The 12,765-nt window shown below is 71.9% G+C and carries 12 protein-coding genes; 5 read left to right on the forward strand and 7 right to left on the reverse strand.

Features of this window, described 5'->3' with window-relative positions:
* Positions 1-82 precede the first annotated feature (82 nt).
* Both ACFVYX_RS21590 and ACFVYX_RS21595 read left to right on the forward strand, forming a co-directional pair.
* A complete protein-coding gene (locus ACFVYX_RS21590) occupies positions 83-865 on the forward strand; it encodes an alpha/beta hydrolase (RefSeq protein ID WP_389683026.1) in 783 nt (260 codons plus the stop codon).
* Positions 771-1,643 (forward strand): hypothetical protein, encoded by an 873-nt coding sequence (locus tag ACFVYX_RS21595; RefSeq protein WP_389683027.1) that lies wholly within the window; start codon positions 771-773, stop codon positions 1,641-1,643. The genes ACFVYX_RS21590 and ACFVYX_RS21595 overlap by 95 nt, the downstream gene beginning before the upstream one ends.
* 28 nt (positions 1,644-1,671) lie before the next feature.
* Here ACFVYX_RS21595 and ACFVYX_RS21600 read toward each other — a convergent pair whose 3' ends face one another.
* The 6 genes from ACFVYX_RS21600 to ACFVYX_RS21625 all read right to left on the reverse strand — a co-directional run bounded on the left by ACFVYX_RS21600 (position 1,672) and on the right by ACFVYX_RS21625 (position 6,546).
* Positions 1,672-2,415 (reverse strand): endonuclease/exonuclease/phosphatase family protein, encoded by a 744-nt coding sequence (locus ACFVYX_RS21600; protein ID WP_389683028.1) that lies wholly within the window; start codon positions 2,413-2,415, stop codon positions 1,672-1,674.
* Between the two features lie 73 nt (positions 2,416-2,488).
* Positions 2,489-3,430 (reverse strand): ROK family glucokinase, encoded by a 942-nt coding sequence (locus tag ACFVYX_RS21605; RefSeq protein WP_389683029.1) that lies wholly within the window; start codon positions 3,428-3,430, stop codon positions 2,489-2,491.
* Positions 3,431-3,496: 66 nt separating this feature from the next.
* The gene (locus ACFVYX_RS21610) at positions 3,497-3,970 is read right to left on the reverse strand and encodes a DUF5304 domain-containing protein (protein ID WP_389683031.1); all 474 of its coding nucleotides are present in this window, start codon (positions 3,968-3,970) and stop codon (positions 3,497-3,499) included.
* A gap of 43 nt (positions 3,971-4,013) precedes the next feature.
* Positions 4,014-5,147, reverse strand: coding sequence for an ArsA family ATPase (locus tag ACFVYX_RS21615; protein ID WP_389683032.1), 1,134 nt, complete (start codon positions 5,145-5,147; stop codon positions 4,014-4,016).
* A gap of 102 nt (positions 5,148-5,249) precedes the next feature.
* Positions 5,250-5,690 (reverse strand): SRPBCC family protein, encoded by a 441-nt coding sequence (locus tag ACFVYX_RS21620; protein WP_384101196.1) that lies wholly within the window; start codon positions 5,688-5,690, stop codon positions 5,250-5,252.
* 88 nt (positions 5,691-5,778) lie between these two features.
* Positions 5,779-6,546, reverse strand: a complete 768-nt coding sequence (locus ACFVYX_RS21625; protein WP_389683033.1) for a metallophosphoesterase — start codon at positions 6,544-6,546, stop codon at positions 5,779-5,781.
* A gap of 256 nt (positions 6,547-6,802) precedes the next feature.
* Here ACFVYX_RS21625 and ACFVYX_RS21630 point away from each other — a divergent pair, with 256 nt between their 5' ends.
* Positions 6,803-8,599 (forward strand): AMP-dependent synthetase/ligase, encoded by a 1,797-nt coding sequence (locus ACFVYX_RS21630; RefSeq protein ID WP_389683034.1) that lies wholly within the window; start codon positions 6,803-6,805, stop codon positions 8,597-8,599.
* Between the two features lie 67 nt (positions 8,600-8,666).
* Here the strand turns inward: ACFVYX_RS21630 and ACFVYX_RS21635 are convergent, their stop codons facing one another.
* Positions 8,667-9,809, reverse strand: a complete 1,143-nt coding sequence (locus tag ACFVYX_RS21635; protein ID WP_389683035.1) for a glycosyltransferase family 4 protein — start codon at positions 9,807-9,809, stop codon at positions 8,667-8,669.
* Positions 9,810-9,899: 90 nt separating this feature from the next.
* Here ACFVYX_RS21635 and ACFVYX_RS21640 point away from each other — a divergent pair, with 90 nt between their 5' ends.
* Positions 9,900-11,162, forward strand: coding sequence for a glycosyltransferase 87 family protein (locus tag ACFVYX_RS21640; protein ID WP_389683036.1), 1,263 nt, complete (start codon positions 9,900-9,902; stop codon positions 11,160-11,162).
* Positions 11,163-11,232: 70 nt separating this feature from the next.
* Entirely contained in the window at positions 11,233-12,723 is a 1,491-nt protein-coding gene (locus ACFVYX_RS21645) for a DUF2079 domain-containing protein (protein ID WP_389683037.1), read from the forward strand.
* The last annotated feature ends 42 nt before the right edge of the window (positions 12,724-12,765 follow it).

Genomic DNA, 12,765 nt, shown 5'->3' on the forward strand with positions numbered 1-12,765 from the left:
CGTACCGTGAAGGTCCTTCCCCATTTTCCGTCGCTCCGGCGCACCCGAAGACGCCGAAGTCGCAACCGAACAGGAGACCCCGGTGCCGGTCCTTCCCGGAGCCGAGCCGTACCGCCACGAGGGCGGAGAGGTCGGCGTCCTTCTCTGTCACGGATTCACCGGTTCCCCGCAGTCACTGCGCCCGTGGGCCGAGTATCTCGCCGAGCGCGGTCTGACGGTGTCGCTGCCCCTGCTGCCCGGCCACGGCACCCGCTGGCAGGACATGCAGCTCACCACCTGGCACGACTGGTACGCGGAGGTGGACCGGGCGCTGCGCGAGCTCCAGGAGCGGTGCGAGACCGTCTTCGTCTTCGGCCTCTCCATGGGCGGGGCGCTGACCCTGCGGCTCGCCGCCCGGCACGGGGACACCGTGAAGGGCATCGTCCTGGTCAACCCGGCCAACAAGGTGCACGGCCTGGCGGCGCACGCGCTGCCGGTCGTCCGTCATCTGGTCCCCTCGAACAAGGGCATCGCCAGCGACATCGCCAAGGAGGGCGTGACCGAGATCGGGTACGACCGGGTGCCGCTGCACGCCGCGCACTCCCTGCGGCAGTTCTTCCGGATCGTGGACGCGGAGCTTCCGCAGGTCACACAGCCGGTGGTACTGCTCCACAGCCCCCAGGACCATGTCGTGCCGCCGGCCGACTCGGCCCGGATCCTCTCCCGGATCTCCTCGGCGGACGTCCGGGAGATCCTGCTGGAACAGAGCTACCACGTGGCGACGTTGGACCATGACGCGGAGCGGATCTTCGACGAGAGCCTGGCCTTCGTCGAGCGTCTCGCCCCGGGTCTGGTCGGCGGAAAGGGGAGCAGGAACGGTGGCTGAGCAGCAGGACGGCGGCGAGCGGGAGCCGCAGCCCATCGACGAGGAGGCGGCCTGGGCCGCGATCGTCGCCGGGTACGGCGACGAGCCCGCGGACCCGCCGGGGGCGAAGCCGTTCCGGACCATCGAGAACCTGTCGCTGCCGGAGCCGGAGGACGAGGAGAACGACGGCGCCGAGGACTCCGGCGAGCCCGGCCCCGCGGGGCCGAAGGCCTCGACGGAGAGGTCCGGGACCACCGGCGGGTCCCCGACCGGGACGTCCCCGACGGAGAAGTCCCTGACCGAGAAGTTCCGGACCGAGGGGTCCCGGCCGGCGGAGAGCGCGAAGCCCGAGGGCACGAAGCCGGGGGATCCGACGTCAGGAGCCACGGAGCCGGGAGACGCGGAGCCGGAGGACGGGACGTCCGGGGACGGCCCCGAGCGGCCCGCGCTCGGCAGCTCCGTCGTGTTCGCCCCCGGGGTGCGGCCCGCAGGGCCCCGGGACTACTCGCCCGCCGACCCGGAGGACGCCCCCGGCGGCTCCGAAGAGGGCCACTTCGTCCCGCCCGAGCCGCCCCCGCTGCCCGAGGCGGACGCCACGACCAAGTTCGCCTGGCTCGCGGTGGTCGGCGGCCCGGTGCTCATGCTCCTCGCCGTCCTGCTCCGCTGGGACATGACGTGGTGGCTGACCACGATCTGCGTCGGCGGCTTCCTGGGCGGCTTCGCCACCCTGGTGGGGCGCATGAAGCACGACGACGATGACGACGGCTTCGACGACCCGGGGCGCGGCGCGGTCGTGTAGGCCGGCCTCGCCACGCCCCCGCCTGCGCCTACGACGCGGGGACGCGGACCGCCGCGAGCACCGGCAGGTGATCGGTGGCGGCCCGCAGATCCGCCGGGTCGAGGTCCTCCGGCACCCCGCAGCCGAGGAACTCGACGCCCGGCGTGGCCAGGATCGCGTCGATCCGCTGGTGCGGGTCGCCGGGGGTCGAGGTGTACTCACCGCCCCAGGGGCTGACCTCCCAGCCGTCCTGGAGCTCCTTCGTCAGCCGGCGGAAGGCCGGCCCGTCGGGCCGTTCGTTGAGGTCGCCGCCGACGAGGGCGTACGGGGTCCCCAGGGCGGCGACCCGGTCGAGGACCATCCCGGCCTGGGCGTACCGCTCGTCCTTCCCCAGGCTCAGATGGCAGCTGACGAGCCCGACCCTGGCCCCCGCGAATCGGACGACGGCCGTCGCGAGGCCGCGCCGGTGGAGGCCGGGGGTGAGCGGCAGCAGGACGTCCTCGGTGCGTTCCACAGTGGCCCGCAGCGAGCAGAGCAGCAGGGGTCCGGCGGCCGTGGCGCCACCGCTGAGGACGAGGAGTTCGCTCTTGGCCGCGAGCCGGGCGGCGTGCTTGCGCCACCGGAAGAAGCGCGGCGCCTCCTGGACGAAGACGAGGTCGGGGGCGCAGGCGCGGATCACCCGGGCGAGGGCGTCCTCGTCGTCACGCATCGAGCGGACGTTGTAGCTGAGGACCCGCAGGACGGCCGAACCGTCCGCTTCGGTCCGGGAGTTGGGCAGCTCACTGATCGCCATGCCACGTAACGTACGACAGACGCCCGCCGCGTCCGAGGGGACGCGGCGGGCGGTCGGGGTGACGGTGCCGGGCTCAGCCCTGGCGGGCCAGGTCCGCCGCGCCGACCAGGCCGGCCTTGTTGCCGAGCTGGGCCGCGAGAACCTGGGCGTGCGGGCGCCACTGGCCGCCGATCAGCCAGCGCCTGAAGGACTTGCGGATCGGGTCGAGGACGAGGTCGCCCTCGTCCGAGACGCCACCGCCGACGATGAACGCCGAGGGGTCGAAGAGCGAGGCGAGGTCGGCGAGGCCCGCACCCGCCCAGCGGGCCAGCTCCCGGAAGGAGTCGACGGCCACCGGGTCGCCGGCGCGGGCGGCCTGGCTGACGTGCTTGCCCTCGATGCCCTCGGGGGTGCCGTCGCCGAGGCCGAGCAGGACCTCCGCGCGCTCCGGGGTGGCGTTGGCGCGCTGCCTGGCGTACCGGACGAGGGCACGCCCGGAGGCGTACTGCTCCCAGCAGCCCTGGCTGCCGCAGCCGCACAGCAGACCGTCCGGGACGACCCGGATGTGGCCGAACTCGGCGGCGACGCCGAAGCGTCCGCGGCGCAGCTTGTTGCCGATGATGATGCCGCCGCCGAGGCCGGTGCCGAGGGTGATGCAGATGACGTCCTCGTGTCCCTGGCCCGCGCCGAACCTGTACTCGCCCCAGGCGGCCGCGTTGGCGTCGTTCTCGACGACGACGGGCAGGCCGACCCGCTGCTCGACCTTGTCCTTGAGCGGCTCGTGTCGCCAGTCGATGTTCGGCGCGAAGAGGACGGTGGCACGCTTGTCGTCGACGTAGCCCGCGGCGCCGATGCCGACGGCCTCGATCGAGTGGCCCTTGCCGGCCTCGGACACGGCCGCGCTGATCGCGTCGACGATGCCCTCGGGGGTCGGCGGGGTGGGCACCTTGTGCGTGTCGAGGATGTTGCCCTCCTCGTCGACCACGCCGGCCGCGATCTTCGTGCCGCCGATGTCGACGCCGATGGTGAGTCCCATGTGTCCCTCAGTTTTCGGTCGAGCCCCGCTAGGGCCCACCGTACCCGAGGGGGACGGGCGTACCGATCAGTCGAGGTCGATGTGCTGGCCGGTTCCCGGCCCTTCGTCGTCCCCGCGGTCCTCGTCGCGGTCCTCGTCGCGCGGCTTGTCCGCGTCCCGGCGCGGATCGCTCGGGTCGTCGGCGGTCACCGTGCCGTCGCGCGTCCAGCGGCTCTCGTGGCCCTCGACGGCGGAGCGGTAGGCGGCGAGCAGCTCGCTCCCGGCGGCGGCCAGGTGGTCGAAGACCTGCGGGTTGCGCTCGATGACGGGCTCGACGACGGCCTTCGCCTGGTGGACGAGCTGCTGCACGGTCTGTGCCGCCTGGCCGCCGAGCAGCGGGTTCCCGAGGCTGCCGGAGACCTTGTCCGCGACGGCCTCGAAGAGCTTGCGGAACTCCTCGGCGGGCGAGCCGGGCCCGTCCCCGCGCTGGGACCTGCGGCGGGCCTTCTCCGCCTCCAGGTCCTCGGCGCACGCCTTGGCCCAGGCGTCCGAATCGCTCATGGCGTACTCCTCAGTGGCTGGTACTTCGACGGTACACGCCCCCTCAGGGGGTACGGGGCCAGAGGCCGGGGTCCGGGGTGAACCGCACCCGCAGGTCCCCCTCGACGAGTCCGGCTCCGGTGACGGTACAGCGGCGCAGGGCGCCCGGCAGGGGCAGGTGGCGGCGGAAGCCTCCGACGGTCAGGAGCAGTTCGTCGCCCCTGCGGACGAGCGACAGCTCCTCCTTGACGGCCCCGGGGAGGCCGATGTGCCAGACGAGGACGCCGTCCTCCTCGCGGCGGTCCTCCACGGACCACTCCGGTACGGGGCCGGGGACGGCGGCGGCCCGGGCGGGGGCGAGCAGCGCGAGGTCCTCGGGCCCGCGCGGGTCCCGTCCGAGATGGGGCAGCTCGTCGACGTCCGTGACGGTACGGAGCTCCGCCAGGTGCCGGTGCTGCTGGGTGGTGAGTCCGGCGAGCCAGGGGTCCTCGGAGGAGGCGGGCAGCAGCCGGTTGGCGACGACGGCGTCGAGGGCGAGGCGGTGGAGGGCGAGGCCGAGCCGGGCGGTGCGCAGGGCGCGGCTCGCGGCGGGGCCTGGTTCCAGGACGAGCCGGACGCTGGTGGTGGGGGCCTCGACGACGGCCTGGACGGCGGCGAGCTCTGCCTCCCAGCGCGCGGTGGTCTCGTACAGCCACTGTGCGGGCATCGGGACCCCGGCGAGCTGGGCGAGCATCGGACGCAGAGCGCGGGCGGCCTGCCGTTCGGGGGGCAGGAGGCGCCGCAGATAGCGGCGGAGCTGCTCGGGCAGGGCGAGGACGGCGAGGGCCTCGGGCAGCGGCGGCAGGTCGACGACGGCGAGCTCGTGGTCGCCGTCGGCCGCGTCGCGCAGGGAGCGGAGCAGGGCGAACTGGCGGCTGCCGGGGAGTTCGGTGAGCTCGGCGTCCTCGAAGGGGGCGGCGCCGAGGAGGTCGAGGGCGGCGGCGGAACGGGCCTGGAGGGCGAGGAACTCGCGGCGGAAGTCGGCGGCCGGCTCCGGGCGCAGGACCTGGAGGCCGTCACCGCCGCCGTCGAGGAGCGGGTCGGCGTCCTCGGAGACGAGCAGGACCCTCCGTCCCGCCCGCGCCTCGGCGAGCGCGGTGGCGGCGGCGACGGTGGTACGGCCGGCGCCGCCGAGGCCGGTGACAAGGATGATCCGCATGCGGGGGAACGTTACCGGCCCGCCACGCCACCCCCGGTCGCGGGCCTCAGCTCCGCCGGGCGGCCCGCAGGCGGCCCGGGGAGACCCCCCGCGGCGGGAGCGTTACGCGCCGGATTCCACGCGCTTCTTCAGCCCCGCAAGCGCCCTGTCGATGATGACCTTCTCCGCCTTGCGCTTGATCATGCCGAGCATGGGGATCTTGACGTCGACGGTCAGCTGGTACGTGACCTCGGTGCGGTCCCCGCCGAGCGGGGCCAGCCGGTAGGAGCCGTCGAGGGAGCGGAGCATCTGGGACTTGACCAGGGTCCAGCTGACCTCGTTGGCGCCGGTCCAGGTGTAGGCGAGGGTGTGGTCGTCCTTGATCGCGCCGGCGTCGAGGAGCAGCCGGACCTTCTCCGCGCGGCCGGAGCCGTCGGTCTCCAGGACCTCGGCCTCCTTCACCTCGCCCGTCCACTCGGGGTAGCGGGCGAAGTCGGCGATCACGCCCATGACGTCGGCCGGTGCCGCCTCGATCGTGATGCTCGAGCTGGTGTGTTCGGCCATCGTGGTGGCTCCTCCACTGTGCGTCCGGCGGAAGTCAAAGGGCACAGACGTGCCGACGGAAGGCTATCGCGCCGTGACTCCGCGCCCGTCACCACTCCAGGGCGAAGGGCCTGCCCGTGGAGGCGAAGTGGCCGACGTTCACGCACTCGGTGGAGCCGACCCTCATCCGCCGGGCCAGCGGCTGGTGGACGTGGCCGAAGAACGCGTAACGGGGCCGGGTGCGCCGGATCGCGTCGAGCAGGGCCCGGCTGCCGCGCTCGAAGCGGCGGGCGACGGTGTCGTACGTCAGCTCCGGCACCTCTGGCGGGATGTGGGAGCAGAGGACGTCGACGTCGCCGAGGGCCTCGACCTTCGCCGCGTACTCCTCGTCGGAGATCTCGTACGGGGTGCGCATGGGCGTGCGCAGGCCGCCGCCGACGAAGCCGAAGACGAGACCGCCGAGCTCGACCCGCTCGCCGTCGAGGACGGTCGTCCCCGGGCGGGCGAAGTCGGTCCAGAACCGGGGGATGTCGACGTTGCCGTAGGTGGCGTACGTGGGGGTGGGGAAGGCGGCGAAGAGTGCGGCGTACTGGCGGCGGACCGCGGCCTCGATCGCGGTCTCCCGGTCGACGTCGAGCTCGGCCCAGAGGCGGCGGCCCAGGTCACGGGCCTCGTCGAAGCGGCGGGCGGTGCGCAGCTCCACGAGCCGGGTGGCGTTCTCGGCGCCGAAGAGGTCGGGGAAGATCCCGCGACTGTGGTCGGCGTAGTCGAGGAAGAGGACGAGGTCGCCCAGGCACACGAGGGCGTCGGCGCCGTCTCCCGCCCTGGCGAGATCTCGGGCGTTTCCGTGCACGTCACTGACCACATGGACTCGCATGGGGCCTACCTTAGGGGGTGCGACCTGCGGTTACTTCCTAGTCGGGAAACCTGTGGATTACTGTGCGCAGAGCACCGCCATACATGTGTGACGCACCGAACATCTGGCCGGGACCCCCTATCGGGAACCATGTACTGATGGGTAACGTCCGGGCAGTCCAGTCGTGCTCACCCCCACTGAGCACCCGCCAGTTCTTGGACTTCACCGGTGCATCACACAGAGCCGTGGCGCCGGCGCCCGATGAGGAGCAGCAGTCTTGCGCGAGTTCAGCCTTCCGGCCCTGTACGAGGTCCCCGCGGACGGCAACCTGACGGATCTCATCCGCCGCAACGCCTCCCAGCACCCAGACGTCGCCGTGATGGGCCGCAAGGCCGGCGGGGCGTGGACCGACGTGACCGCCAGAGAGTTCCTGGCCGAGGTACGCGGGGCCGCCAAGGGTCTGATCGCCGCCGGCGTCGAGCCGGGCGACCGGGTCGCGCTGCTGTCGCGCACCCGCTACGAGTGGGTGCTCCTCGACTTCGCGATCTGGAGCGCGGGCGGCGTGACCGTCCCCGTGTACGAGACGAGCTCGCCGGAGCAGATCCAGTGGATCCTCGGTGACTCGGGCGCGACCCTGGTGCTGGTCGAGAGCGCGGCCCACCAGGAGTCGGTGGTGTCGGTCCAGGAGAACCTGCCGGAGCTGAAGGGCATCTGGCAGATCGAGGACGACGCGGTCGCGCAGCTGACCGCGACCGGCCTGGACGTCTCCGACGAGCTGCTCGACGAGCGCATGTCGGCGGCGAACGCGGACGACCCGGCGACGATCGTCTACACCTCGGGCACGACGGGCCGCCCCAAGGGCTGTGTCCTGACCCACCGCGCCTTCTTCGCCGAGTGCGGCAACGTGGTGGAGCGGCTGAAGCCCCTCTTCCGTACCGGCGAGTGTTCGGTGCTGCTCTTCCTGCCCGCCGCGCACGTCTTCGGGCGGCTCGTCGAGGTCGCGTCCGTGATGGCGCCGATCCGGCTGGGCTGCGTCCCCGACATCAAGAACCTCACCGACGAGCTGGCCTCGTTCCGGCCGACGCTGATCCTGGGCGTGCCGCGGGTCTTCGAGAAGGTCTACAACTCGGCCCGGGCGAAGGCGCAGGCCGACGGCAAGGGCAAGATCTTCGACAAGGCCGCGCACACGGCCATCGCGTACAGCAGGGCCATCGGCACCCCGCAGGGCCCCTCCTTCGGCCTGAAGCTGAAGCACAGGATCTTCGACAAGCTGGTCTTCTCCAAGCTGCGGGCGGTGCTCGGCGGTCGCGGTGAGTACGCGATCTCGGGCGGTGCGCCGCTGGGCGAGCGGCTCGGCCACTTCTTCCGCGGCATCGGCTTCACGGTCCTGGAGGGCTACGGCCTGACGGAGTCGTGCGCGGCGACCGCGTTCAACCCCTGGGACCGGCAGAAGATCGGCACGGTCGGGCAGCCGCTGCCGGGTTCGGTGGTGCGGATCGCCGACGACGGCGAGGTGCTGCTGCACGGCGAGCACATCTTCTCGCGGTACTGGAACAACGAGGCGGCGACGGCCGAGGCGCTGGCGGACGGCTGGTTCCATACGGGCGACATCGGCACCCTCGACGAGGACGGCTATCTGGCGATCACCGGCCGGAAGAAGGAGATCCTGGTGACGGCGGGCGGCAAGAACGTCGCCCCGGCGGTCATCGAGGACCGGATCCGGGCGCACGCCCTCGTCGCGGAGTGCATGGTGGTCGGCGACGGGCGTCCGTTCGTGGGCGCGCTGGTCACGATCGACGAGGAGTTCCTCGGCCGCTGGGCCTCCGAGCACGGCAAGCCGGCGGGTTCGACGGCGGCTTCCCTGCGTGACGACGCGGAGCTCCTGGCGGAGGTCCAGCGGGCGATCGACGACGGCAACGCGGCGGTCTCCAAGGCCGAGTCGGTCCGCAAGTTCCGCGTTCTTCCCGCCCAGTTCACGGAGGAGGCGGGGCACATCACCCCGTCCCTGAAGCTGAAGCGGAACGTGGTGGCGAAGGACTTCGCGGACGAGATCGAGGCGATCTACACGGCGTGAGCCGTGAGCGGTGTACGAAGGGGCCCGAGGCGGGTGGATCGCCTCGGGCCCCTTCGTACACCCTCCTTCAGAGCAGCTCCTTGAGCCGCTCCGCGAGGAGGTCCCAGCGCCATTTCTCCTCGACCCAGGCGCGGCCCCGCTCGCCCATGCGGGCGCGGAGCTCGGGGTCGAGGAGGAGGGTGGTGACGCGGTCGGCGGTGTCCTCGGGGGACTCGCCGCGGACGACCCAGCCGGTCTCGCCGTCGAGGACGGCGTCGGGGGCGCCGCCGGAGTCCCCGGCGACGACCGGGAGGCCGGTGGCGGAGGCCTCCAGGTAGACGATGCCGAGGCCCTCGACGTCGAGGCCGCCGCGCCGGGTGCGGCAGGGCATGGCGAAGACGTCGCCCGCTCCGTAGTGGGCGGGGAGCTCGGACCAGGGGACGGCGCCGGTGAAGCGTACGGATCCGGCCACTCCGGTCTCGGCGGCGAGGCGGCGCAGGTCCTTCTCGTACGGGCCGCCGCCGACGATCAGGAGGACCGCGTCCGGGACCCGGCGGAGGATCTGCGGCAGGGCGCGGATCAGGGTGTCCTGGCCCTTGCGCGGGACCAGCCGTGAGACGCAGACCACGACGGGCCGGTCGCTGAGCCCGAGGCGGGCGCGGACCTCGTCGCCGCCCGAGCCGGGGTGGAAGGTCTTCTCGTCGACGCCCGGCGGGAGCTGCGTCATCCGGCCGGCGGCGGCGGGTGTGAGGGCCGCCGCGATCCGGGAGCGGGTGTACTCGCCGAGGTAGGTGATCGTGTCCGTACCCTCGCCGATCCGCCGCAACAGCTGACGGGAGGCGGGGAGTTGGGCCCAGCCCGCCTCATGGCCGTGGGTGGTGGCGACGATCCGCCGGGCGCCCGCGCGGCGCAGCGCGGGGGCCATCAGGCCGAGGGGCGCGGCGGCACCGAACCACACGGACTCGCAGCCGTGCTCGCGGAGGAGCGCGGTGGCCCGTGCGGTGACCCGGGGGGTCGGCAACAGCATGGTGGTGCGATCCCGGACGACCGTGAAAGGCTGTTCGGCGTCGAACGCGGCCGTCGCGTCGATCCCTTCGCGGCCGCGCTTCCAGGTGGAGGCGTAGACCACGATCCGGTCGGGATCCAGGCGGAGTGCCATGTTGTGCAGGAAGGCCTGGATTCCGCCGGGACGCGGCGGGAAGTCGTTGGTTACGATCAGGGTCTTGTGCATCGTGGCCGACAGTACCGCGCGCGCAGCCACCGCCCAGCACCCACCACTCCTCCGCGTGAGCGAGCCGACAGGACAGGAACCAGGACGGTCATGACGGGCGCGGCGGGAAAGAACAACCTCCCCATGGACCTGCGACTTCCGCTCACGCTGTGGGGCCTCACCCGGATCATCCTGCTTCTGTGCGTCTTCAAGATCGTGGTGGTCCCCGGCCCGGACGCGACGTTCGAGGTGGAGGAGATCTACCAGGGCTGGTTCGAGGTGCTGAGGACCGGTACGTATCCCCAGCACGACGTGACCTGGCAGTACCCTCCGGCCGCCGCCCTCGCGATCCTCGCGCCCGGACTGCTGCCGTTCCTCGGCTACTCGGCCGCGTTCTTCGCTCTGGCGTTCCTCTGTGACGCCGTCGTCTTCGGGCTCCTCGTGCGCACGGGCCGCCGCCCGGGCCGGTCGATGCGGGGCGCCTGGCTGTGGCTCGCCGCAGTGCCGCTGCTCGGCCCGACCGCGTACGCCCGCTACGACATCATGGTGACGGCCGTGGCCGTGGCGGCCCTGCTGGCCGCCGCCCGCAGTCCGCGGATCCTCGGGGCGCTCGCCGGTTTCGGCGCGGTGCTCAAGGTGTGGCCGGCCCTGCTGCTCGCGGGCACCCTCAAGGGTCCGATGACCTGGCGCTCCTGGCCGGTGGCCGTGGGTACGGCGGGCGCGGTCCTGCTGCTGTGCTCGGCCTGGATGCCGGGGGGCCTCGCCTTTCTCTCCTACCAGAGCGACCGGGGCACGGAGGTCGAGTCGCTGGGTGCGACGGTGTTCCATCTGGCCCGGCACTTCGGCTGGGACGGAGTGGCCCGGATGAACTACGGCTCGATGGAATTCATCGGCCCGTACGTCTCCTGGGTGTCGGCCGGCTCGATGGCGCTGACGGTCGCCGCCCTGGGCTGGCTGGCGCTGTGGCGGTTCAAGGCGCGGCGCTTCGCGTCCTCGACGGTGGCGGACGCGGCTTTCGTGGCGGTCCTGCTCTTCACCGTGACGAGCCGGGTGATCTCGCCGCAGTACATGATCTGGCTGTTCGGGCTCGCCGCGGTCTGCGTCGCCTACCGGTCGAGCCCGATGCGGCGCCCCGCGCACCTGGTGCTGTGGGCGACGGCGGTGACGCAGTTCGAGTTCCCGGTCTGGTTCTCCCACGTGACGGAGAGCGATCCCCTGGGCCTCGCGGTGCTGTTCCTGCGCAACGGGCTGCTCGTGGCCGCCACTCTCTCCGCCTGTCGCAATCTGTGGCGGCACACGGTGACGGAGGCCGGCGTGGTGCGGATCCCTGCCCCGGCGGACCAGCCGGAGCGGGAGAAGGTGCCGACCGGCTAGTCCCGATTCCACCGATACCGCTTGCCACCCCGATGGACCTTTTGACTCCCTGTAAGGTTTTCCAGCTGATATGAGTACTCAGAACCTCTCGGTCGACGCGCTTCAGCGGCGCACAGGGGCCGACGGTACCGAAAGCACCGCGGAGGAATCACGGGGAACCTCGGCGGGAGAATTCTCGAAGGCTCCCTATCTGGTCGCCGCCGCCTTCTTCGCGGTGTATCTCCTTCTGTCGGCACGGCGCCACGCGACCAACCTCTCGACCGGATACGACCTGGGAATCTTCACGCAGATCGTGAAGTCGTACTCCGAGCTCTCCGCCCCGTATTCACCTCTCAAGGGGCCCGACTACAACGCGCTCGGGGATCACTTCCATCCGATCCTCGCGCTGCTCGCGCCCGCCTACAAGGCATTCCCGTACAGCTATACGCTGCTCGTCTGCCAGGCGATCCTCGTCGCGTTCTCCATCGTCCCCCTGATGAAGTGGGCCCACGAGGTCAGGGGCCGGAGGTTCGCCCTCTGGATCGGCATGTCGTACGGAGCTTCCTGGGGACTCGCCAAGCTGATCTCCTTCGACTTCCACGAAGTCGCCTTCGCCGTGCCGCTCCTGGCGCTCTCCCTCTGCGCGGCCGGGCGGAAGAACTGGCGCGCGGCCCTCCTGTGGTCGCTTCCCCTGGTCCTGGTCAAGGAGGACCTCGGTCTCACGGTTGCCGCGATCGGCGCCTACGCGGCCTGGAAGGGGCCGCGGACAGCGGGGCTCGCCACCCTCGCCTTCGGGGCCGCCGCAACGGCCCTCGAGATGCTGGTGATCCTTCCGTACTTCAATCCCGTCGGGAAGTTCGCCTATTGGCCGGCCCCGACACCCGAGGAGACGGGCCTGCTGATGCAGGCCGCCGAGGCGTTCTGGCCGCCGGTCAAGTGGCTCACGGTCTTCATGATCCTGGCCCCCACCGGATTCCTCGCCCTTCGCTCCCCGATCCTGCTCGTCGCACTGCCGACCCTGGCCTGGCGCTTCACCTCGCCGAACCCCTTCCACTGGGGGACGGATTTCCACTACAGCGCGGCGCTCATGCCCATCGCCTTCGCCGCCGCCATTCACGCCGTCGCCACGGGCCGCGTCACCGCGCGAGGAATCATGCCCGCCTGTGTCATCGGAGCGGTGACCACGAGCGTCACCTTCTTCACGCATCCCCTGCACGAGCTCGTGCTACCGCGGACATGGAGCGAGTCCGCCCATGTCAGGACAGCGGACGAGCTGCTCGCGAAGATCCCCGACGGCGCGACGGTGGCCGCGTCCAATCGCCTGGCCGCCCAACTCGCGGACCGGACCTCCGTCAGCGAGATCTGCCTCTTCCCCCGCTCCTTCCCTCCGAGTGAACCACCCCAGTGGCTGATCTACGACGCCACCGACATGACCGATCCGGAGTGCGCGGCAGGAAAGGCGATGGAAGCGGCCAGGCCGGATGTCCCCGGTTACCGCGTGGTCGAGACGCGGGACGGGATCTCCCTCTTCAGCCTTGTCGACAGCGCGAAGACGTCACGCCAGACCCCTGTCCACGGCTGACCACACGGGCGGTCTCCCGGCTCGCCGGCCGACGCCGCGAAC

This window comes from Streptomyces sp. NPDC058326 (assembly GCF_042879855.1).
Lineage (GTDB): Bacteria > Actinomycetota > Actinomycetes > Streptomycetales > Streptomycetaceae > Streptomyces.

What these genes read in the sequence shown, in the direction of transcription:
- ACFVYX_RS21595 (WP_389683027.1), top strand. Translation starts at nt 771, where the DNA reads ATGACGCGGAGCGGATCTTCGACGAGAGCCTGGCCTTCGTCGAGCGTC.
- ACFVYX_RS21600 (WP_389683028.1), bottom strand. Translation starts at nt 2,415, where the DNA reads ATGGCGATCAGTGAGCTGCCCAACTCCCGGACCGAAGCGGACGGTTCG.
- ACFVYX_RS21605 (WP_389683029.1), bottom strand. Translation starts at nt 3,430, where the DNA reads ATGGGACTCACCATCGGCGTCGACATCGGCGGCACGAAGATCGCGGCC.
- ACFVYX_RS21610 (WP_389683031.1), bottom strand. Translation starts at nt 3,970, where the DNA reads ATGAGCGATTCGGACGCCTGGGCCAAGGCGTGCGCCGAGGACCTGGAG.
- ACFVYX_RS21615 (WP_389683032.1), bottom strand. Translation starts at nt 5,147, where the DNA reads ATGCGGATCATCCTTGTCACCGGCCTCGGCGGCGCCGGCCGTACCACC.
- ACFVYX_RS21620 (WP_384101196.1), bottom strand. Translation starts at nt 5,690, where the DNA reads ATGGCCGAACACACCAGCTCGAGCATCACGATCGAGGCGGCACCGGCC.
- ACFVYX_RS21625 (WP_389683033.1), bottom strand. Translation starts at nt 6,546, where the DNA reads ATGCGAGTCCATGTGGTCAGTGACGTGCACGGAAACGCCCGAGATCTC.
- ACFVYX_RS21635 (WP_389683035.1), bottom strand. Translation starts at nt 9,809, where the DNA reads ATGCACAAGACCCTGATCGTAACCAACGACTTCCCGCCGCGTCCCGGC.
- ACFVYX_RS21640 (WP_389683036.1), top strand. Translation starts at nt 9,900, where the DNA reads ATGACGGGCGCGGCGGGAAAGAACAACCTCCCCATGGACCTGCGACTT.
- ACFVYX_RS21645 (WP_389683037.1), top strand. Translation starts at nt 11,233, where the DNA reads ATGAGTACTCAGAACCTCTCGGTCGACGCGCTTCAGCGGCGCACAGGG.